Origin of the sequence: Lentzea sp. NPDC092896, from assembly GCF_044754905.1 — a bacterium.
In the GTDB taxonomy this organism is placed as follows: domain Bacteria; phylum Actinomycetota; class Actinomycetes; order Mycobacteriales; family Pseudonocardiaceae; genus Lentzea.
In genome coordinates, this window is sequence record NZ_JBIVPX010000001.1 from 2,434,989 (window position 1) to 2,455,543 (window position 20,555).

The following is a 20,555-nucleotide window of genomic DNA, read 5'->3' on the forward strand; positions in this document are numbered from 1 at the left end:
AAGCTATGGAGGTAAAGGCATGCGGCCCGTACGGCTGATCTCGCAGGACGGTGTCGAGTACCGCGACCTCAACGGCAACGGCGTGATGGACCCCTACGAGGATCCGCGCCTGCCCGTGGCGGACCGCGTGACGGACCTGCTGGGGCGCCTGACGCTGGAGGAGAAGGCAGGCCTGCTGTTCCACACCGTGATCGAGGCGGGCGCGGACGGCACGGTGAAGGAGGCTCCCGGCGACATCAGCAAGTCGCCGACGAGCGTCGTGGTGAAGCAGAAACACCTGTCGCACTTCAACGTGCACGCGCTCGACGACGCCAGGATGGCGGCGCGCTGGCACAACAACCTCCAGCTCATCGCCGAGAGCACACCGCACGGGATCCCGGTGACCATCTCCACCGACCCGCGGCACGCGTTCATCGAGAACGCGGGTGTGTCGTTCAGCGCCAAGGCCTTCTCGCAATGGCCCGAGTCGCTGGGGCTCGCCGCGCTGCGCGATCCGGCGCTGGTGGAACGGTTCGCGGACGTCGCGCGCCAGGAGTACCTCGCGGCCGGCATCCGCTGCGCCCTGCACCCGGCGATCGACCTGGCCACCGAACCGCGGTGGGCGCGGCAGGCCGGCACGTTCGGGCAGGACACCGCGCTGACGGCCGAACTCGCCGTCGCGTACGTGCGCGGATTCCAGGGCTCGTCGCTGGGCGCGGAGTCGGTCGCCTGCACGAGCAAGCACTTCCCCGGCGGCGGCCCGCAGAAGGACGGCGAGGACGCGCACTTCCCGTACGGCCGTGAGCAGGTCTATCCCGGCGGACGGTTCGACGACCACGTCGCCCCCTTCCGCGCGGTCATCGAAGCGGGCACGGCGGCGGTGATGCCCTACTACGGCATGCCCGTCGGCCTGGAGGTGGACGGCGAGGCGATCGAGCAGGTGGGCTTCGGCTACAACCGCCAGGTCGTCACCGGGATGCTGCGCGAGCAACTCGGCTTCGACGGTGTGGTCCTCACCGACTGGGAACTCGTCATGGACAACCACGTCGGCGACAAGGTGCTTCCCGCACGTGCCTGGGGCGTCGAACACCTCGACGCGCAGGGGCGCATGGAACTCATCCTGGCTGCGGGCGCTGACCAGTTCGGCGGCGAGGAATGCGTCGACGTCCTGCTCGAACTCGTGGCGCAGGGCCGGGTCTCGGAGGAGCGGATCGACGAGTCGGCGCGCCGGCTGCTCAAGGTCAAGTTCCTGCTCGGCCTCTTCGACGACCCGTTCGTCGACGAGGACCGGGCGGCGGAGGTCGTGGGACGGCAGGACTTCCGCGACGAGGGCCACGAAGCGCAGGCCAAGTCGGTCACGGTGCTTCAAGCGGGCTTGAGCCTGCCGTTGGAGTCAGGCCTGAAGGTCTACGTGGAGAACGTGTCGCCCGAGGCCGCCGCGCGTCTGGGCACCGTCGTCGCCACACCCGAAGAGGCCGACTTCGCGCTCGTGCGGCTGATGGCTCCGTTCGACCCGCGCTCGGACCTGTTCCTGGAGTCGTGGTTCCACCAGGGCTCGCTGGACTTCCAGCCCGGCCTGGCCTCCCGCCTGGCGCGGATCGCCGAGGCCTGCCCGCTGGTCGTCGACGTGACGCTGGACCGCCCGGCCGTCCTGACCCCGTTGCTGCCGATCGCGTCGACCATGGTGGTCAGCTACGGCACCAACGACGAGGCCCTGGTCGACGCGCTGACGGGCGTCTGCCCACCGCGCGGCAGGCTTCCGTTCGACCTGCCGCGATCGATGGAACAGGTCCGCCGCCACCCCGAGGACGTCGCGGGCTACGAGGACCCGCTCTTCCCCTTCGGTCATGGAGTGATGCCGGCCGAGCGTTAGAAATCCTGTCCAGGACATCAATCGACCGGGCCGTTGACCGGGAAGTGCCGCACCCCAGACCATGAGAGCGTTCCCACGGACACAAGGGTGTGGTCGGTGTGCTGAACTTCCTGGTGGCGTTCCTGGTGGCGCTCGTTCCCTCCGCACCGCCGAGCGGACCACCCAGCGGACCGCCGCCCAGCACCCCGCCGATGGTCGCGGCCGCGGTGGTGTGCGTGCTCTCGTGCGACACCCTTGATCCTTCCAAGGCCGCGCAGGAGATCTTCCCCGTGCCGGAGAAGCAGATCAACGGCAGGCGGCTCGTGCTGCACGTCTCCGACCGCGACGGCATGGCGTGGGGGAGCATCGACAACGGTGTCGCCGGCGACTCGGTGTGGCTGGACAGGTCGTGGGACGGCGGTGCGAGCTGGGAGGGGCTGCTGGGCAGGGCGAGCGTTCCCGGCTCGTGGACTGGCACGAGAACGTTGATGTACAACGTGACCGACCCCGTCAGCCACCGGCGCGGCCTGATCCGCGCGTGTGGTGACGCAGCCGCCGTGACCTGCACCGAGTGGATCTATCCGACCGTGTGCGACGTGCTGTGCGACCGGACGAGCGCGAGCCAGGCCAACGGCGACCTGCAACCGGTGCCCTCGACCACGCTGTACGGCCGGGTCATCCGGCTGCACACGGACGCGAACGCGATGGCGTGGGCGAGCATCGAGGCGGGCGGACCGGGCGACGAGGTCTGGCTCGACCGCTCCTGGGACAGCGGCGTGAGCTGGCCCGGTGGGTCGTCGCTGGGCCGTACCGCGACTCCTGCCGGGGCGAACTCGGTGCGCACGACCATGTTCGCCACCCGAGACCCGCGTGGCCGCCACTACGGCGGTGCCATTCGCGCGTGCGGCAGGGAAGCAGCGCACCAGGAAGGCAGCTGCACGGCGTGGGCACGACCCGTCCCCACGAGGCCGCGCGCCGCCGCCGATGCACTCCTGTACTCCTACAACCCGTCCACGGCCTGGTGGCCGACGAGCTGGTGGAACTCGGCCACAACGCTGACCGCGGTGATGGACTCCGGAATCCGGGACTACGACTGGGTGATCGCGCGGACGTTCGACGTGAACCGCGGCCCGTTCGCGGCGGGACAGCGCAGCAGCGACCCGATCGAGGGCAACTTCATCAGCCGGTCGATCGACGACAGCGCCTGGTGGGGCCTCGCCTGGGTGGCCGCCTACGACCACACCGGCGACCAGCGCTACCTCGCGATGGCGACCACCATCGCGAACTACGTGCACCAGTACTGGGACACCCGTACGTGCGGCGGCGGGGCCTGGTGGGACCGCGAACGCACCTACAAGAACGCCGTGACGAACGGCCAGTACCTGCGGCTGACCGCGTCGATCCACCGCCGCACGCCCGGCGACTCGCTGTGGCTCCAGCGCGCCCGCACCGCCGCGGACTGGTACCTCAACAGCGGCCTGATCGGCTCGTCCGGCCTGGTCAACGACGGACTGACCGGCGACTGCCGCAACAACGGCCAGACGGTGTGGACCTACAACCAGGGACTGGGCGTCGGCGGTTTCGTCGAGGTGTGGCGCGCGACCGGCGACACCCGGTACCTCGACACCGCGAAACGCCTGGCGGACTCGGCGATCGCCAGCCCGGTGCTCACTCGAAACGGTGTGCTCACCGAGTCCTGCGACGTCGGCTCGAGCTCCTGCGACGACAACCAGAAGCAGTTCAAGGGCATCTTCGTGCGCTACCTGAACGACCTCTTCAAGGCCACGAACTCCGCCGCCTACCAACGGTTCGCGCGTCAGCAGTCGGACTCGGTCTGGGCGAACGACCGCGACGCGCTGAACCGGATCGGCCAGCGCTGGGCCGGCGGCACGCCCAACCAGGTGGACTGGCGCACGCAGGCGAGCGGCCTGAACGCGGTGATCTCCTGATCACCTGTCGAGCCGGGTGAGGGCCTTCTCGGCGAGCTTCGTCTCGATGTGCCGCAGCGTCGCGATCGTCGCGTCCACCTCGGCCCGGTCGGTGACGACGCCGTCGAGCAGGTCGCTCCAGAGGTCGCTGAGCCGCCGCAGGTTCTCCTGCGCGCGTTCGGTGGGGTAGAGGCGGACGCGCCGGGCGTCCTGCGGGTCGGGTTCGCGGTGCACCAGGCCCTTGTTCTCCAGGCCGCGCAGGGCCCGGCTGAAGTTGCTGGAGATCTGCTGGGTGGCCTCGGCGGCGGCGCGGGCCGACGTGCCGGGGTTGCGGTCGATGTAGCGCATCACGGCGATGTCGCCCGGTGTCCACGACTCCCGGTTCAGCGATTCCTTGGAGGCGTGGATCTGACGGCCGACCGCGGCGATCAGGTCGGCGAGCTCGAACAAACGGGCCTTCTCGTCCTCATCCACGCGACCCATGTTACTTTTGCTGTCATCTGATAGCTATCATCTGACAGGAGAAGTGGTGAACTCGCCGTCACGCAGTGCCATCCCCGTGCCGTTGCTGCTGGTCCTCGCCCTGCTGGCGAGCGTCGCCCCGTTCGGCATCGACCTCTACCTGCCGGCGTTCCCGCGCATGGCCGTCGAACTGGGGACCAGCGACACCGCGATCCAGCTCACCCTCACGATGTTCCTGCTCGGGCTCGCGACCGGCCAGCTCGTCTTCGGCCCGGTCTCCGACAGGTGGGGCAGGCGCGGACCGCTGCTGATCGGGTCGGCGCTGTTCGTGGCCGCGAGCCTGCTCGCCGCCGTCGCGCCCACGATCGCGATCCTGCTGGTGGCGCGGCTCGTCCAGGGCGTGAGCGCCGCGGCGGGCATGGTCATCGGCCGCGCGATCATCGCCGACCTCACGACCGGACGTGCCGCCGCGCGGGCGTTCAGTCTCATGATGACCGTGACCGGGGTGGCGCCGGTCGTCGCGCCGCTGCTGGGCAGCCTGATGGTCGACGGCATCGGGTGGCGGGGCGTGCTGTTCGTGCTGGCCGGTCTGGCCGTCGCGATGCTCGCCGGATCGACCGCGCTCGTCCGCGAGACCCATCCCCGGGAACTCCGCGGCACGGCGCACGGCGGCGGCTTCCGCAGCCTCGGCAAGCGCGCCTACCTCACCGCGACGGCGACGTTCGTGCTCTCGTTCGCCGTGCTGATGGCCTACATCTCGGCCTCGCCCTTCCTCTACCAGGTCGTCATCGGGCTGAGCCCCGTCGGCTACGGCGCGCTGTTCGCGTTCAACGCGCTCGGCCTGATCATCAGCAGCACGGTGGCCTCCCGGCTGCTGCTCCGCCGGTCCCCGAGGCAGATCCTCGCCATCGGCACGACCTGGCTGCTCACCGCCGCCGCGACGTTGCTGCTCCTGGCCCTCCTGCCGATCAACGCCGGCTGGCTCGTCGTGCCGATCTTCTTCCTGGTCCCGGCCCTGGGCTTCATCGCGGGACCGGCGACGGGACTCGCCCTCGACGCGGTGCGGGGCGCCGCGGGCACCGGCTCGGCCGTGCTGGGAGCGTCGCAGTTCGCGCTCGCCGCGGTCGTCTCGCCGCTGGTCAGCGTGGGCGACGGCCACTCGGCGGTGCCGATGGCGATCACCATCGCGGTGCTGGCCGTTCTGGCTGTCTCCGCCTACCGGCTGCTCGCCCGCACCCCGCAGACGCAGAGTGATGGGAACGCTCTCACCCAGAGGGCGGTTGTGACGCCCGCCGGTGGTGCGCCACGGTGACCACCGGCTGACAACGTTGTCCCGGAGGTCTCGTCATGCGTGCGCTGCTGGTCGTGCTGGCAACCGCCTTCGTCCTGCTCGTCCCCGCCGGGCCCGCCTCGGCGGGCACCACACCGGACTACGCGGAGTTCCCGTACGCGCCGACGACCTACGCGGAACCGTTCCGCGGCCAGTTCCACTTCAGCTCGCAGTCGGGCTGGATGAACGACCCCAACGGGCTGGTGTTCGCCAACGGCCTCTACCACTTCTTCTACCAGCACAACCCGCACGGTCTCGAGTGGGACACCATGCACTGGGGCCACGCCACGAGCCCGGATCTCGTGCACTGGAACCAGAAACCCATCGCGCTGGAACCCGGCGTGCACCCCGGCACGCTGTTCTCCGGCGGCGGCATCGTGGACAAGAACAACACCTCCGGCCTCAAGACCGGCGCCCTCGATCCGATCGTCGTCTTCTCGAACGTCAACGGCGTCAGCGTCTTCTACAGCAACGACAACGGCCGCAGCTTCCAGGCGTACGACGGCGGGCGCAAGCAGATCGAGATCCCGGAGGAGAGCCGCGACCCCAACGTGGTGTGGGACGCCGACCGCCGCCAGTGGGTCATGGTCGTCTGGTCGAACCGGGGCGGCAACGGTGTGGACGTCTACACCTCGCCGAACCTTCTGCAGTGGACGTTCGCGAGCCGCTACGCCGCGGACTGGCTGTTCGAGTGCCCCGACCTGTTCGTGCTGCCGCTCGACGGCAAGCCGCAGTGGGTGCTCACGTCGGCGACGAGCGAGTACGTGGTCGGCACGTTCGACGGCAGGACGTTCCGCACCGACCGGCCACAACCCAAGAAGATGAACCAGGGCACCACGTACGCCGGTGGCACCTTCTACGCCGCCGAGTCGTTCGACAACACGCCGGACGGCCGCGTGGTGCAGATGGCCTGGCAGGGCGGCAACAGGGGCGGCTCCTGGACCGGCAACGCGACCTTCCCCGTCGCACTGGGCCTGGTCGCTTCGCCGGACGGCCCGAAGATCACCAGGACCCCGGTGGCCGAACTGGACTCACTGCGCGCCGACAGCCGAACCTGGCGCAACACCACGGTGACCGCCACCAACAACCCGTTCTCCGGCATCCTCGCCGACACCTACGAGATCACCGCGCGGTTCGACCTGCGCGGCGCGACGGCCCAGGAGTTCGGTTTCGCGCTGCACAGCCGTTCTGACGGCACCGCGGACCGCACGGTCACCTACAACCGGGCCGCCAGCACGTTGTACGGCAAGCCTTTCCAGCCCACCGGCGACGAGGTCAGCGTGCGGCTGCTCGTCGACCGCGGCCAGCTGGAGATCTTCGGCGGCGACGGCCTGTTCTCGGTGGCGGACAACGTGAACTTCGACTCCGCCGCCGTCAGTCAGGGCATCAGGCTGTTCGCGAACGGCGGCCAGGTGCGGCTCAAGGACGCGAAGTTCACCCGGCTCAGCACGAGCTGGGGCACCGCTCAGTCCACTTTGGAGAGCAACCTCGCCGGACCCTGGCACGCCACCGCGGGGTCGTGGACCGACGTGGCCGGCGGCAAGCGGGCGCAGGCGACCGGCGACTCGTTCTACCTGAGCGCGAGCACGGCCGGCGACGCGACCTACCAGGGCGACCTGCGCCTGGACACCGCGCAGGCAGCGGGTCTCACCTTCCGCGCCACGCCCGAGGGTGCCGGCTACACCGCGAACATCGACGCGGCCGGGGTGGTGAAGCTGTGGCGGCCCGGCCGTGACATCGCGACCTACGCCACGCCGATCGCGCAGGGCCAGACCTACCACCTGACGGTGAGGACGACCGGACCGCGCATCCAGGTCTGGCTCAACCACGGCACCTCGCCGATCATCGACGCCACCGACACCGCGTACGCCACCGGGCGGTTCGGCGCGAACGTCTATCGCGGCGCGGCGACCGTGCAGAACCTGAACACCGGCCCGTCCGGCTTCGCCGCGTTCGCGTCCGGACCGTGGGCGGCCGTCGGCGGCACCTGGACCACGACGCCGGACTCGTTGCGCGCCAACGCCTCTGGCGACGCCTTCTACCTCAGCGACCGCACCGCGTCCGACCTCGTCTACGAGGGCGACCTGTCCGTCATGAACGGGGTGGCGGCGGGCCTGACGTTCCGCGCGGGTGCCGACGGCGCGGGCTACACGGCGAACATCGACGCGTCCGGTGCGGTGAAGTTGTGGCGTCCAGGCCGTGACATCGCGACCTACTCCACGCCGATCGTCCAGGGCCGCACCTACCACCTGAAGGTGCAGGCCACCGGCTCACGGATCCAGGTCTGGCTCGACCGCGGCACGTCGCCGGTCATCGACGCGGCCGACACGACCTACGGCGCGGGACGGGTGGGACTCAACGTGTACGCCGGTACCGCGTCGGTGCGGCAGCTCGCGCTCAGCGCCGGGTAGTCGGTGCCACGAAGCGTGCCGTCGCCCTCGGAGTCCGGAACACGTGCAGTTGTGCGTCTGGGGCGTGTGTCGCGATCGCGTCCATCAGGAGCGGGCGATGCCGGCGGCGCCACGACCACACCCAGAGCCAGAAGTCGGCACGCTCCCGTGAGCGGCGCAGCGCTCGCCAGGCGCAGCGCGGGAACGAGTAGTCGAGCAGCAGAACGGCGTCCGCTCTGCGCAGCCGGACGTCGAGCACGTCGTACGGGCCGAGGTCGCCGTCCATGATCCACCGGTCGGCCGCGGCGAGTTCGCCCTGGACGACGGCCCAGCGGTCCGGGGGAGTCGCCTCGAGGCCAGGACCCCAGAAGTGCTGGTCGAGCTCGACGACGGGGAGTCCGGTCGCCGCCCCCAGAGCGAGGGCGAGGGTCGACTTCCCCGCGCCGCCACGGCCGAGGATCACCACGCGCTGCACGGTCGCGATCGTGCCAGTGCGCCTACCCGCGACGCGAGCCTGTTTTGTCCGGTGAGGACGGTTAAGCTACGCCGGTGATCAATGGCCGGCGCCACCCTGGCCGCCTCGTCGTGCTGTCGTTCCTGGCCGCGGTCACGGCCGGCACGACGCTGTTCATGCTCCCGATGGCGGCAGAGCCGGGGAAGACGACCCCGTTCATGACGGCGTTCTTCACGGCGGTCTCCGGCCTCACCGGCACCGGTCTCGCGGTGGTCGACACCGGGACGCACTGGTCGACGTTCGGCGAGGTCCTGCTGCTGGTGCTGGCCCAGATCGGTGGCATCGGGATCATGACGCTCGCGTCGCTGCTGGCGATGATGGTGTCGAACCGCATCGGCCTGCAGTTGCAGCTCACCGTCCGGACCGAGACGAACACGCTGAACCTCGGCCACGTCCGCCGGGTCGCGCTGGGGGTCGTCGTGATCAGCCTGGTGGTCGAGGCGATCGGCGCGGTGGTGCTGGGTCTGCGGTTCTGGCTCGGCCACGGCTACGAGCCCGGCCGGGCGTTCTACTCGGGCGTGTTCCACTCGGTGTCGGCGTTCAACAGCGTCGGCCTGTCGCTCTACCCGGACAACCTGATGCGGTTCGCCACCGACCCGTGGGTGTCGCTGACGGTCGTGACCGTGGGCGTGATCGGCGGGCTGGGCTTCCCGGTGCTGTTCGAGGTGCTGCGCGGGCGGAAGCGCAAGCGCTGGTCGCTGCACACCCGCATCACCGTGCCGGTGTACCTGTCGCTGATCGCGTTCGGCGCGGTGATGGTGCTCGTCGTCGAGTGGGCCCGCGCGGGCACGCTGGGGCCGTACAACGTCTGGGAGAAGCTGCTGATCAGCGTCTTCCACGGCGCGCAACCCGGTACGGCGGGCTTCAACACCCTGGACGTCTCCCAGCTCCAGCCCGCCACGCTGCTGGTCAACGACGTGCTGATGTTCATCGGCGGCGGCAGCGCGGGCACCACCGGCGGCATCAAGGTGACGACGTTCGCGTTGCTGGCGTTCGTGCTGCTCGCCGAGGTGCGGGCCGAGCCGAGCGTGCACGTGATGGGCCGCCGGCTGGGCAACGACGTGCAGCGCCAGGCCATCACCGTGGCGTTGATGGGCGTGGGCGCCGTCATGACCGCCACGCTCGTCCTGCTCGCCACGACGTCGTTCCGGCTCGACTCCGTGCTGTTCGAGGCGGCGTCGGCGTTCGGCGGCGTCGGCATGTCCACCGGCATCACCGCGCAGCTGCCCGTGGTGGGCCAGCTGGTGATCATGGCGTTGATGTTCATCGGCCGGCTCGGCCCGATCACACTGGTGTCCACGCTGGCGCTGCGCGAACGCGGGCGCCGCTACGAACTACCCGAGGAGCGCCCCATTGTCGGATAGGCAGGCCAACCGGGTGGTCGTGATCGGCCTCGGCCGGTTCGGCAGCTCCCTGGCACTCGAACTGGTCAGCCACGGCACCGAGGTCATGGCGATCGACCAGGACCCCAAGCTGGTCCAACGCCTCGCCGACGACGTCACGCACGCCGTGGTCGCCGACAGCACCGACGCCGAGGTGATGCGGCAGCTGGGCGTGGACGAGTTCCAGCTCGCCGTGGTCGGCATCGGCACGAACCTGGAGGCGAGCATCCTGACCACCGCCGTGCTGGCCGACTTCGGCATCACGAAGATCTGGGCCAAGGCGATCAGCCGCGAGCACGGCCGGATCCTGCAACGCATCGGCGCGCACCACGTCGTCCTGCCGGAGCACGAGATGGGCGAACGCGTAGCCCACCTCGTCACCGGCCGCATGCTCGACTTCATCGAGTTCGAGGACGACTACGCGATCGTCAAGACCCGCGCGCCGAAGGAGGCCGTCGGGCACACCCTGGGTGAGAGCAGTTTGCGCAGGAAGTACGGCGTGACCGTGGTCGGCGTGAAGCGTCCCGGTGAGGGCTTCACCTACGCCACCGCGGAGACGATGGTGCACGCCGGCGACGTGCTCATCGTGGCGGGCAGGACGGCAGAGGTGGAACGGCTCGCGGAACTCACCTAGTGGCGTGAGCCGCACCACTAGCCGAGCCGGGCCAGTTCGTCCGCGCTCAGCGTGAGGTCCACGGCCTGAGCGGAGGCGGTGATGGACGCCGGCCGGCTCGCTCCCGGAATCGGGATCACGGCGGGAGAACGCGCGAGCAGCCACGCCAGGGCGATCTGCTGCGCGCTCGTGCCCCGTTCGGCCGCGACGTCGTGGAACGCGGTGCCCGCCGAGGCAGGGCCGGGGCCGTCGAGGGAGCTGCGGGAGATGCCGCCGAGCGGGCTCCAGGGCAGGAACGCCAGGCCGAGTTCGGTGCACAGCGCCAAAACAGGCTCGCTGTCGCGAACGGCCGGGGAGTACCTGTTCTGCACGGACGCGAGCCCGTCACCAAGGATCTCGCGTGCTTCGAGGACCTGGGCCGTGGTGACGTTGGAGATGCCGGCGGCGCGGATCGTGCCGGCGTCGAGCAGGTCGCGCAGCGCCCCGACCGACTCGGCCCACGGCACGGCGGGATCCGGCTTGTGCAGCTGGTACAGGCCGATCGCGTCGACCCTCAGACGTCGGGCAGAGGCCTCGGCGGCCCGCTTGAGGTGCTCCGGGGTGGCCGTGACGGTCCAGCCGCCGTCGCCGGGACGGCCGCGGCCGCCCTTGGTGGCCACCAGAACGTCGCCGCGGCGGGCCAGGGCGCGGGCGATCAGCAGTTCGTTGTGGCCTTCCTCGCCGGCGTGCCAGTGGTAGCTGTCGGCGGTGTCGATGAGCGTGACCCCGGCGTTCAGGGCGGCGTGGATCGTGGCGATGGCCCGTGTCTTGTCCGGACGGTGCTCGATCGACAACGGCATGGCGCCCAGACCGATGGCGCTGACGGCGTTGGTCGCGATGAAGCGGTGGCGCATCAGTTCCCCAGAAGTTCGGTGACGGCACCAGGCAGCCAGTCACGGGTGTGCGAGACGAACAGGCCCAGCGACTTCGCGCGGGCGTTGCTCATGGCGTAGTGGCGGTCGAACGAGAACGGTGAAGCCTCCGCCGGAACCGTTCGGCGGACAGGTTCCCGGCCGGTCTGCGCGGCGACGACCGCGAGAAGCTCGTGCACGTCGAGCGGGCCGTCGGAACAGGCGTTGACCGGGCCGGTGAAGTCGCCGGTGGCCGTCCACCGCAGCACGTCCGCCAGCTCCTCCCAGTGGACGAAGACGGTGGGGAACGCGGTGGCGTGCACCAGGATCTCGCCGCCGCGCAGGACGCGCTCCACGTAGTGCGAGAGGCGGCCGGTGAACTCCTTGGCGCCGCCGCCGAGCACGTGCGCACTGCGCACGCTGACGAAGTCGAAGCCGCCGGTGCGCGTGAACACCGCCTCCGCCTGACGCTTGCCCTCGGCGTAGTGCGCCTCCAGGTAGCTGTCGTCGTGCCACGGCAGGTCCAGGGCCACCAGCCAGGTGGACGGGTCCACGACGTCCTCCGGTACCGGCGTACCGGGAGACACGGTCAGCGCGGCGGTCGCGGGGTCGTAGACCTCGATCGTGGACGTCATGACGTAGCGCCGGGTCCGCCCGGTGAAGGCGCGGGCGGCGATCGCGGCCTGCACCGGGGTGTAGCAGACCTGGTCCACCACGACGTCGAACGCGCGGTCGCCGAGCGCCGCCGTCAGCGCGGCCTCGTCGTTCCGGTCGGCGACGAGGTGCTCCACACCGGCGGGTGGTGTGGTGGAACCGCGGTTGATCACGGTGACCTGGTGGCCTTCCACGTGCAGGCGCTCCACCAGGAGCGTTCCGAAGTACCGGCTTCCGCCGATGACGCAGACCTTGTGCATGCCCTCATCGTGAGGTCCTGCGATCATCAGCAGAAGTCCCGACCTACTGTACTGGCATTAAGGAAAACTGTTGATCGACGTGCAACGGCTCCGCGTTCTGCGAGCAGTGGCGGAGCACGGCAGCTTCAACCAGGCGGCCGCCGCACTCCGCCTCACCCCGTCGGCCGTCTCCCAGCAGGTGGCCGCACTGGAACGAAGCGTTGGCACGGAAGTCGTCAGCCGGAGCACCCGCGGGGTCACCCTGACCAGGGCCGGCGAGATCATGGTCCGCGCCGCCGAGTCCGTGGCCGCCGAGCTCGAACACGCCCAGCGGGAGGTCGCGCGGCTGCGCACCGGCCGCACACAGATCACCGTCGCCACCTTCACCAGCGGCGGCAGGGTCCTGCTGCCCGCCGCCCTCACCCGGCTCACGACGGTCCACCCCGGCACCGTCGTGCACATCAGGGAGAGCGAACCCGAGGAGGCGCTGCCGCTGGTCCGCCAGGGTGCCGTGGACCTCGCCCTCGCCTACCACTTCGACGGCCCGCTCCCCACGGGTCCGGGCGCCGGTCTGGAGTGGACCCCGCTCCTCGAAGACCCGCTGCACGTCGTTCTGCCCCAAGGGCATCAGCTCGCCGGTCAGGACTCGCTCGACCTCGCCGAACTGGCCGCCGAACCGTGGGTGCTCGGCTGTCTGAAGACCGAGGCCTACCTGCGCCGCTACGCCGAGCGCGCCGGGTTCGCCCCGGACATCCGCGGCACCACCACCGACTACTTCTTCGCCCGCTCACTCGTCGCCGCGGGCATGGGGATCTCGCTGATCCCCTCCATCGCGCTCGCCCCGGAGATCCCCGGCCTGTGCGTCGTCGCCATCACGGAGCCGGGGCCGATCCGCCACATCGGTGCCGCCACGCTGAGCTGCCGAGACCAGCCGTGCGTCACGACTCTCGTCGAGGCGCTCCGCGCGCAGGCTCAGTGATTCGGGGCCCAGCCGGTGGTGCGGAGCCAGGTCGGCAGGTCCCACGTGCTCGGCTCGATCGTCCGCACCGCCTCGAGGTCGGCCTGGTAGGCGGGCGTCTCCGCGAACCAGCGGAACATCGCCTGCGAGTCCGGGTTGTCCGCGAGCACCTGCAGGGGCAGGCCTTCGTAGCGCGCGGGCAGGCCGAGGTGCTCGCCGAACGCGGCGGCGATCTCGCCGCCGGTGCGTGAGTCGCCGGCGATCTCGATAGTGCCGCCGGGCGCCTGCGCGGTTCCGAGCAACAGCGACGCGCTGATCTGCCCGATGTCGCGCACGGCGACCAGCTGGAGCGGGATGTGGTCCGGCAACGGCCAGCGCAGCACGATCTCGCCGATCTCCACGTTCGGTCCCATGAACGCGAAGTTGTCCATGAAGGCGACCGGACGGACGATCGTCGCCCGCAGGCCGGACCGCTGGAGGTGTTCCTCCACGCGCCGCTTGGACTCGAAGTGCGGCACGCCCGAGTCGCGTTCGGCGCCCCCGACCGAGCTGAACACCACGTGCGGCACGGTCGCCGTGACCGCCGCGTCTACCAGCGCGATGCCTTGCCGTGTCTCGCCATCGATGTCGGCGAGGGTGTGACCTTCGGGCGTGGTCATGAAGAAGAACGCGTCCACGTCCTCGAGTCCGGCCGACAACGACGCGGCGTCGCCGATCTCCACTCGGGCGAGTTCGACCCCTCGTCCGGCCAGCGCCCGCGCCCTGTCCGAGCCGGGATCGCGGACCAGGGCACGGACCTGCGCGCCGCGGGAGAGCAGCGCGTCGACGACCGATCCACCCTGTTTGCCCGTGCCGCCGAAGACGGCGATGGTGCCGGATGCCTGTGTGCTCACGGTTCCTCACTTAGTTCTTGATGTGAACAGTTCGCGACACGAACTAAAGTAGTTCACGTCGAGAACTTCCGCAAGGTAGGCTGCCCAGGTGGCGGAGAACGGCTTCGGGAACGACCTCGTCTGGCTGTCGGTGCTGGTGCAGCGCCGGTACGCGCAGATCTGCGCCGACCACGACCTCACCTCGGCCCAGGCGACGCTGCTGTGCGCGATCAAGGACCGGCCGCAGGGCATGGGCGAACTGGCGCAGCTGCTCGGCGTGGCGAAGAACGCCCTCAGCGGCCTCGTGGACCGCGTCGAACGCCTCGGGCTCGTGCGCAGGGAAACGCACGAACGCGATCGGCGGGCGATCACCCTCACCACCACTCCGCTGGGGGAGAAGGTCGTGGGCGCGCTCTACGCCGACGTCGCCGCGCGCATGCCCGACATCACCGCCGCACTGTCGGCGGACGAACGGCGCCGGCTCGCGGACTCCGTCGCCCGCATCACCTCCGACGCCCCGCAGACCGTGTCCCGCACGGTCTGACTCAGCCGGGCGGTGCCTCGTCGGATTCCCTGTCCAGGCCGGGTTCGTCCGGTCCGGACTCCTCCGGTTCGCTGGTGTGCACGTCGGCGGGGGCCACGTGTTCGTCCGCCTCGCTCAGCAGGGAACGGATCGCGGAGTTGAGCACCGCCAGCAACGGCACCGCCAGCAGCGCGCCCGCGATGCCCGCGACGAGGAGCCCGGCCGCGATGGCCAGCACCACCGCGAGCGGGTGCAGCTTCACCGCCCGTCCCAGCAGGAACGGTTGCAGGACATGGCTTTCCAGCTGGTTGACGGCGATGACGATGGCCAGGACGATCGCCGCGGTCACCGGGCCGTTCGCGACGAGCGCGATGAGAACGGCCACGGCGCCCGCCACCACGGCGCCGAAGATCGGGACGAACGCGCCGATGAACACCAGCGCTGCCAACGGAACCGCGAGCGGCACGCGCAGGATGGCCAGTCCGATGCCGATGCCGAGCGCGTCCACCACGGCGACGGCTCCGGTCGCGCGGACGTAGCTCACGAGCGCCGCGAGGCTGCGCCTGCCCGCGACGTCGACCCGCCTGCGGGGCCCGTCGGGGACGATGCGGATGAGGAACTGCCAGATGCGCGGGCCGTCGTAGAGGAAGAACGCGAGCGCGAACAGCACCAGCAGCATCTCGACGAGGGTCTCGCCGACCGTCGCGGCGGTGGTGAGTGCGCTGGAGGTGATGCCGGACTGGTTGTCCTGCAAGGTCTTCACGATCCGGTCGGCGAACTCGCGCAGCTGCGTCTCGCTGAGCTGCAACGGCCCGTTGACGAGCCAGTCGGACACCGCGTCGATGCTGCGGACCAGTTGTGCCGCCAGGTCCGGCAGGCCGTTGATGAAGGTCCTCACGACGAACGTGAGCAGTCCGCCCAGAACGGCCAGGCCGCCGACGAGCACGATCAGGGTGGCGAAGCCTCGCGGGAACGTGTGCCGCGTCAGGAAACCGACGGCGGGGGTGAGCAAAGCGGCCAGCAGCAACGCGATCGCGAGCGGGACGACGAGCGAGGCCAGCCTGCCGAAGATCACGCCGATGACGTAGAGCGAGGCCACCACGACGAGGAAGCGCCAGCCCAGTGCGGCGCTGACGCGCAGCCCGAGTGGAACGGGGTCCCGTGTGTTCCGGCGGTCTGGGCTCACGACGTTCGTACCTCCGGTGTCGGTCTCCGACGCCGGGGTCCGGGGTCATCGGTGAGATGGGCGACGCATGCCCATCTCTGCCCGGGATTCCCCGCCGGTCACACCGCAAACGTGGCGTGACCGATGGTTGAGGTCGCTCGCCGGGGGCACCCGATGAGGGACGTTCCCATCTGAGATTCGGGTGGAGGAGAGGAAGACATGGGCACCGACGACAAGATCGACGCCAAGGCCGACCAGCTCAAGGGCAAGGTCAAGGAAGGCGTCGGCGACGCGACCGGCGACCAGGGACTGCAGACCGAGGGCCAGGTCGACCAGTCGAAGGGCCACCTCAAGGAAGCGGCGGAGAAGGTGAAGGACGTCTTCAAGAAGGACTGACCGGCGTACCACCGAAACGGGAGTGTGCATCTTCGGGTGCACGCTCCCGTTTTCGTTCAGGCGCGCACTGTGCGTTCAGGCGAGCACTGCGGAGCCGGCCAGCAACAGCGCCACGCTCACCACCGCGCCGAACACCTCGACCTGCAAGAGCCGTTTCCTGGCCTGCCGCGCGAAACCCAGGTTCACCAGGACGTGCGCGGTCGCCGTGGCCAGCACCCACCACGGCCCGGCGCTCAGCAGCAGAGTCGCACCGAGGTAGAACGACATCGCCGTGACGCCGCGAACGCCGCTGTGCACGGGATGCGTGCTGACGAACCCGCCCTGCGCCTTCAGCTGTTCGGCGGCCTGACGCCCGATGGGCCAGGTGAACGTCGTCAGCTCGATGGCGGCGATGAACACGAGCTGCGCCAGCGCCCAGCCGAACCCGGCCCAGAGCGCGGACTCGACGCCGCTGACGGCGACCAGGACCAGCGCGAGCCGGACCAGCTCGTCGGTGATGCCCGACGACACCCCGATGATCGTGTCCCGCCGGCGAACAGCGTGCAGCCTGCCGGCCGTGGCCAGCGCCGGCAGCCGTGCCGCCAGTGCGGTCAGCCAGCCCAGGACGCCCACCAGCGCCGTGCCCGCCTGCGAGATCCCGAGCAGGACCGCGAGTGTCACCGCGAGGAGCGCGAGCAGGACCGCGACCACCACGGCGCCGGCCCGGACCCTCTCCGTGACCTGAGCCGAGTCCGTGCCAGGGCGTTCGTCGTTCGCAGAGGTGTCGATGGGTCGACGCTACTCCGTCACCACCGCGGCCGCGGTTTGTCGACCCTCGTCAGCCCGGCGGCCTCCGGCGATCGTTCGTTGACCAGCCGGGCGACGTCGGACAGCAGCTGACCGGTGTTGCGCGCGTAGTTCCGCATGAGGGAGAAGGCATCCGCGACGTCGATCTCCAGCCGTTCGGTCAGCACGCCCTTGGCCTGCTCGATCACTACACGGCTGGTCAGCGCGGCTCGGAGTTGCTCGGCGACCGCCTGGCCCTGCGCGGTGGCGCGCACCTGGAGCAGACTGATCGTGGCGACGTTCGCGAAGGACTGGGCCAGTGCGGCGGTCTCCGCGGGCAGCGCGCCCGGCGATCTGCGGAACAGGTTCAGCGCACCGATGACCTCGTCCCCCGACCGCATCGGCACCGCGTCGACCGCGGCGAACCCGAGTTCCACGGCAGCGGCGGTGAACCGCGGCCACCGCGCCTGCCCGCGCAGATCGGGGCAGCGCACCGTCTGTCCGGAGTGGACGCATTCGGTGGACGGGCTGTCCTCGCTGTGCGGCAACAGGTTTTCCAGCGGCCGGGTCAGGTGGCTGGAGGTGGCCATCAGCCTGAGCGCGCTCTGACCGTCGGCCAGCAGGATTCCCGCCGCGTCCACGGGCAGCAGCTCGACGCTGCGCTCGGCCAGCACGTGCAGGAACTCGATGCTGTCGAACCGTTCCACGAGTGCGTCCGCCAGTTCGGCGAACGTCCGTGCCACCCGCTGGTCCGACACGCCGGTCACCTCTCGCTCGTCGATGTGGCAGCCGCGGGGTCTCGGCGGTTCAGATCACACTAGCGCCGCGACGGCGGACGACGTGCTTTTCCGGGAAATACCGCTTTCGGAAATGGCGAGCTCTTCCTCGGTCGAACGCGTCCAAAAGAGTGTATTGTCAATACGTCGAGAACATTTCGCACCTGAGCGTTCAAGCTCCTGTCGTGCTCGATGAAACGTGAACCGGCCTTCTTCTGGCCGAAGTCGGGAGTTCCCGCATGACGGATTCCACCTACACGTCCGCCTACGACCGCAGGCTCAAGATGGTGGAGGACGTGCTGACCGGCCGCACCGAGCTCGGTGCCAAGGACACGCGGGAGGTGGCGGTGCAGGTGCTGCGCGCGCTGGACCACATCCCGGAGCGGGTGCGGTGACCTGACGCCACGACGGTGGGGCGCCGGCCTGGAGGCTATGACCTCGAGGCCGTCAGCGCGGTCATGTCGATCGTGCCGGCGATGACGTCCTCCGCCACCTTGCTCAGGTGAAGGCGGTTGTTCCGCGCGTGCTGCCGCAGGGTGTGGAAGGCCTCGCCGATGTCGATCTGCAGCCGTTCGGCGAGCACGCCCTTGGCCTGTTCGATGAGGACTCTGCTCTGCAACGCGTGTTGCAACTGGCCCGCGAGCAGTTCGCGGTGGCTGATGACCTGGGCCTGGAGCAGACCGATGGTGGCGATGTCCGCCATGGCCCGCGCCACCCTGATCCGCGTCTCGCCGAGCTCGTTCTCGGTGACGGCGAACAGGTTCAGCGCCCCGACGGTCTGCTCGCGCAGGCGCATCGGGAGGGCGTGCACCGTGCCGAACCCCGCGGCCGCCGCGGCCGCGGAGAACTCGGGCCAGCGCTGGGGTGGTTCGGTGAAACCGGTGACCGTGATCGGCGCACCGGTGAGGTAGCACTCCATGCACGGGCCCTGCCGGTGCTGGAGCTCGAAGAGTTCGAGCAGCCGGGCCCGGTCGCTGGAGGCACCGACCACCTGCAGCTCACCGAGGTGGTCGACGAGCAGAATGCCGGCCGCGTCCACCCCCAGGGTGCTGACGCAGCGGTCGGCCAGCCGGTGCAGGAACTCGGCCGGGTCGAAATCGGCGACCAGTGTGTCGGCCAGTTCGACGAACGTCTCCGCCAATTTCTCCACGAACATGACAAGTCACCTCTGTCGGTTCTCGCCGGGGCAGGCCCGATCATCGGGGATCGGATCGGCCGTCCGGACTCAGTCGAAGGTGCCGGGTGACGATGTCGCGGGCGACGTCGACGACCGGCTTGTCGTGTGCGAACGAGTGCGCGCGCAGTCGCACGAGCGCTTCGTCCATGCTCACTCCCAGTTGGACGGACAGCATCCCGGTGGCCTGGTGCACTTCGGCCCGGCGGAGCGGCATGTCGTCCGACGGAGGAACGTCGACGTGCACACGTGTTAATTCGTCCAGCACCAACGACATGACGATGTCCGTCACGACGTGCGCGTCGGCCACCTGTTCTGAGGTCAACGGTCCCGGGCTCGTTCTGTGCAGCACGAGCGCACCCAGGTGGATCGCGCCGCTGCGCAACGGGAACGCGAACACCGCCCGTGCTCCGGTGGCGCCGGCGGACAGCGTGAACAGCGGCCACCGCTGATGGTTCTCCCATGAGTCCAGTTCGTCCACCAGCACCGGAACGCCGGACCGCAGGGAGTGCTCGCCCGGCCCCTCGCCGAGCACGAACCGCATGTTCTCGAGAAGCGTGCCGATCTGGTTGGTGGCGTAGCTGTAGGCATTCCGGCCCGTGCCGCGCCTCAAGGTCAACTGAGCGCCGCTCACCCCGAGCAACGCCACACACGCTTCGCACGCCGCCTCGCTGGGCATCGTGACGCCGCGATGAGCCGCGTCGCCGGTGAGACGCGCCAGCACCTTCGCGAGCCGCTCGCCGCTCACAGCGCGCCCGTCGGAGTGGTGCGCGCGTCTATCCGCTCGGCGAGGTCGAGCGCGCCGGCGTGGTCGTGTCTGCGGGCCTGGACGGCGAGTGGGCGGAAGCGGTCGCGCATGCGGGCCGACCCTACAGAGGCGGCGGAGTCCAGTGCCCGCAGTCCGGTGCCGACCCCGATCTCGACGTCCCCCTCGATCAACTGGCCGGTGGACAGCAGGACCAGGCTGAAGATGCGGCTGCGGACCATGTCCTCGCCGTAGCCGTTGACCGCCGTCCTGAGCAACGGCACCGCTGCGAGCGCGTGGTGCCGCCCCGCGGTGCCCGCCAGGGTCGTGTGCACCGCCCCCGCCATGGCCGACAGGTCGGACTCGGTGAAGAACCTCGCCCACGCCGCCACCTCGGTGCGGTTCGAGGCGGTGAACTGCTCGCGACCGCGGTCGAGCAACGTGAGTGCGCCGTACTCGTCGCCCTTGCACGCGCAGGCCCACGCCGAGTTGACCGAGAGGATGCCGGCGGCGAGCCGGTCGCCTGATCGGGAGGCGGCGAGCCGGCCGAGGTCGAAGTACCGCAGCGCCTCGTCGAGGTGTCCGTGGTGCAGGTAGACCCGCCCGAGGCGGTAGCACACGTTGGCGATCAACCCGTCGTCACCGGCGATCCCGGCCAGCGCGAGCGCGTGCGAGAAGTGGTTGTGCGCGTTGGAGACCAGCCCGGCGTCGAAGCAGACCCAGCCGGCCAGGTTGCGCAGGTCGGCCATGGCGACGTGCAGCCGTTGCCGCATCTCCGCGGCCACGGGAGCGGTGAGCAGCGGGAGGTTGTCGCGGATCCGCCGCCGCACCCGGTCCAGACAGGGCTCGCCGCCGTGGCGGTAGTCCATTTCGCGCAACGCGCGGGTGTCCTCTTCCAGACGGGTGACGTCGGAGAGACCGATCATGGCAGGCAGCACTCCAGACCAG

Annotated in this window: 21 protein-coding genes; 10 read left to right on the forward strand and 11 right to left on the reverse strand. The window is 70.0% G+C overall.

Annotated features, from left to right (window positions below):
- Positions 1–19 precede the first annotated feature (19 nt).
- Positions 20–1,852 carry a glycoside hydrolase family 3 protein gene (locus ACIQF0_RS10795; protein ID WP_401027232.1) on the forward strand — a complete coding sequence of 611 codons (1,833 nt, stop codon included), beginning with the start codon at positions 20–22 and terminating at the stop codon, positions 1,850–1,852.
- 98 nt (positions 1,853–1,950) lie between these two features.
- Positions 1,951–3,780, forward strand: coding sequence for a glycoside hydrolase family 76 protein (locus tag ACIQF0_RS10800; protein WP_401027234.1), 1,830 nt, complete (start codon positions 1,951–1,953; stop codon positions 3,778–3,780).
- Here the strand turns inward: ACIQF0_RS10800 and ACIQF0_RS10805 are convergent, their stop codons facing one another.
- Positions 3,781–4,233 (reverse strand): MarR family winged helix-turn-helix transcriptional regulator, encoded by a 453-nt coding sequence (locus tag ACIQF0_RS10805; RefSeq protein ID WP_401027236.1) that lies wholly within the window; start codon positions 4,231–4,233, stop codon positions 3,781–3,783.
- A 55-nt stretch (positions 4,234–4,288) separates the two neighbouring features.
- On the opposite strand from ACIQF0_RS10805, the gene ACIQF0_RS10810 reads away from it, so the two are divergent.
- Positions 4,289–5,533 carry a multidrug effflux MFS transporter gene (locus tag ACIQF0_RS10810; protein WP_401027238.1) on the forward strand — a complete coding sequence of 415 codons (1,245 nt, stop codon included), beginning with the start codon at positions 4,289–4,291 and terminating at the stop codon, positions 5,531–5,533.
- A gap of 35 nt (positions 5,534–5,568) precedes the next feature.
- Positions 5,569–7,962 carry a glycoside hydrolase family 32 protein gene (locus tag ACIQF0_RS10815; protein ID WP_401027241.1) on the forward strand — a complete coding sequence of 798 codons (2,394 nt, stop codon included), beginning with the start codon at positions 5,569–5,571 and terminating at the stop codon, positions 7,960–7,962.
- On the opposite strand, the gene ACIQF0_RS10820 is transcribed toward ACIQF0_RS10815, so the two are convergent.
- A complete protein-coding gene (locus ACIQF0_RS10820; RefSeq protein WP_401027244.1) occupies positions 7,949–8,416 on the reverse strand; it encodes a hypothetical protein in 468 nt (155 codons plus the stop codon). The two genes, ACIQF0_RS10815 and ACIQF0_RS10820, sit on opposite strands and share 14 nt — an antisense overlap.
- Before the next feature lie 74 nt (positions 8,417–8,490).
- Here ACIQF0_RS10820 and ACIQF0_RS10825 point away from each other — a divergent pair, with 74 nt between their 5' ends.
- Entirely contained in the window at positions 8,491–9,819 is a 1,329-nt protein-coding gene (locus ACIQF0_RS10825) for a TrkH family potassium uptake protein (RefSeq protein ID WP_401027247.1), read from the forward strand.
- Positions 9,809–10,471, forward strand: a complete 663-nt coding sequence (locus ACIQF0_RS10830) for a TrkA family potassium uptake protein (RefSeq protein ID WP_360042898.1) — start codon at positions 9,809–9,811, stop codon at positions 10,469–10,471. The genes ACIQF0_RS10825 and ACIQF0_RS10830 overlap by 11 nt, the downstream gene beginning before the upstream one ends.
- A 17-nt stretch (positions 10,472–10,488) precedes the next feature.
- Here the strand turns inward: ACIQF0_RS10830 and ACIQF0_RS10835 are convergent, their stop codons facing one another.
- Both ACIQF0_RS10835 and ACIQF0_RS10840 read right to left on the reverse strand, forming a co-directional pair.
- Entirely contained in the window at positions 10,489–11,343 is an 855-nt protein-coding gene (locus ACIQF0_RS10835) for an aldo/keto reductase (RefSeq protein WP_401027251.1), read from the reverse strand.
- On the reverse strand, positions 11,343–12,254 hold the full coding sequence (locus tag ACIQF0_RS10840; RefSeq protein ID WP_401027254.1) for an NAD-dependent epimerase/dehydratase family protein: 912 nt from the start codon (positions 12,252–12,254) through the stop codon (positions 11,343–11,345). Before ACIQF0_RS10840 ends, ACIQF0_RS10835 begins: the two co-directional genes overlap by 1 nt.
- A 79-nt stretch (positions 12,255–12,333) precedes the next feature.
- Here ACIQF0_RS10840 and ACIQF0_RS10845 point away from each other — a divergent pair, with 79 nt between their 5' ends.
- Positions 12,334–13,212 (forward strand): LysR family transcriptional regulator, encoded by an 879-nt coding sequence (locus ACIQF0_RS10845; RefSeq protein WP_401027785.1) that lies wholly within the window; start codon positions 12,334–12,336, stop codon positions 13,210–13,212.
- On the opposite strand, the gene ACIQF0_RS10850 is transcribed toward ACIQF0_RS10845, so the two are convergent.
- Positions 13,206–14,084, reverse strand: coding sequence for an NmrA/HSCARG family protein (locus ACIQF0_RS10850; protein WP_401027257.1), 879 nt, complete (start codon positions 14,082–14,084; stop codon positions 13,206–13,208). The two genes, ACIQF0_RS10845 and ACIQF0_RS10850, sit on opposite strands and share 7 nt — an antisense overlap.
- An 88-nt stretch (positions 14,085–14,172) precedes the next feature.
- Here ACIQF0_RS10850 and ACIQF0_RS10855 point away from each other — a divergent pair, with 88 nt between their 5' ends.
- Positions 14,173–14,607: a MarR family winged helix-turn-helix transcriptional regulator gene (locus ACIQF0_RS10855; protein WP_401027260.1), complete on the forward strand. Its 435-nt coding sequence runs from the start codon at positions 14,173–14,175 to the stop codon at positions 14,605–14,607.
- 1 nt (position 14,608) lies between these two features.
- Here ACIQF0_RS10855 and ACIQF0_RS10860 read toward each other — a convergent pair whose 3' ends face one another.
- Complete coding sequence (locus ACIQF0_RS10860) at positions 14,609–15,772, reverse strand: AI-2E family transporter (protein WP_401027263.1); 1,164 nt, start codon at positions 15,770–15,772, stop codon at positions 14,609–14,611.
- Between the two features lie 198 nt (positions 15,773–15,970).
- Here ACIQF0_RS10860 and ACIQF0_RS10865 point away from each other — a divergent pair, with 198 nt between their 5' ends.
- A complete protein-coding gene (locus ACIQF0_RS10865; protein WP_401027265.1) occupies positions 15,971–16,147 on the forward strand; it encodes a CsbD family protein in 177 nt (58 codons plus the stop codon).
- A gap of 75 nt (positions 16,148–16,222) precedes the next feature.
- Here the strand turns inward: ACIQF0_RS10865 and ACIQF0_RS10870 are convergent, their stop codons facing one another.
- Together ACIQF0_RS10870 and ACIQF0_RS10875 are read right to left on the reverse strand one after the other, a co-directional pair.
- Positions 16,223–16,840 carry a hypothetical protein gene (locus ACIQF0_RS10870; RefSeq protein ID WP_401027267.1) on the reverse strand — a complete coding sequence of 206 codons (618 nt, stop codon included), beginning with the start codon at positions 16,838–16,840 and terminating at the stop codon, positions 16,223–16,225.
- Between the two features lie 92 nt (positions 16,841–16,932).
- Positions 16,933–17,670, reverse strand: coding sequence for an ANTAR domain-containing protein (locus tag ACIQF0_RS10875; RefSeq protein ID WP_401027269.1), 738 nt, complete (start codon positions 17,668–17,670; stop codon positions 16,933–16,935).
- A gap of 257 nt (positions 17,671–17,927) precedes the next feature.
- Here ACIQF0_RS10875 and ACIQF0_RS10880 point away from each other — a divergent pair, with 257 nt between their 5' ends.
- Entirely contained in the window at positions 17,928–18,083 is a 156-nt protein-coding gene (locus tag ACIQF0_RS10880) for a DUF6307 family protein (protein ID WP_401027272.1), read from the forward strand.
- A gap of 35 nt (positions 18,084–18,118) precedes the next feature.
- Here the strand turns inward: ACIQF0_RS10880 and ACIQF0_RS10885 are convergent, their stop codons facing one another.
- From ACIQF0_RS10885 to ACIQF0_RS10895, 3 genes are read right to left on the reverse strand one after another with little or no spacing between them, the layout of a single operon-like run.
- The gene (locus tag ACIQF0_RS10885; RefSeq protein ID WP_401027275.1) at positions 18,119–18,844 is read right to left on the reverse strand and encodes a GAF and ANTAR domain-containing protein; all 726 of its coding nucleotides are present in this window, start codon (positions 18,842–18,844) and stop codon (positions 18,119–18,121) included.
- A 40-nt stretch (positions 18,845–18,884) separates the two neighbouring features.
- The gene (locus ACIQF0_RS10890; RefSeq protein ID WP_401027278.1) at positions 18,885–19,610 is read right to left on the reverse strand and encodes a GAF and ANTAR domain-containing protein; all 726 of its coding nucleotides are present in this window, start codon (positions 19,608–19,610) and stop codon (positions 18,885–18,887) included.
- Positions 19,607–20,533 (reverse strand): hypothetical protein, encoded by a 927-nt coding sequence (locus ACIQF0_RS10895; protein WP_401027281.1) that lies wholly within the window; start codon positions 20,531–20,533, stop codon positions 19,607–19,609. Before ACIQF0_RS10895 ends, ACIQF0_RS10890 begins: the two co-directional genes overlap by 4 nt.
- Positions 20,534–20,555 lie beyond the last annotated feature (22 nt).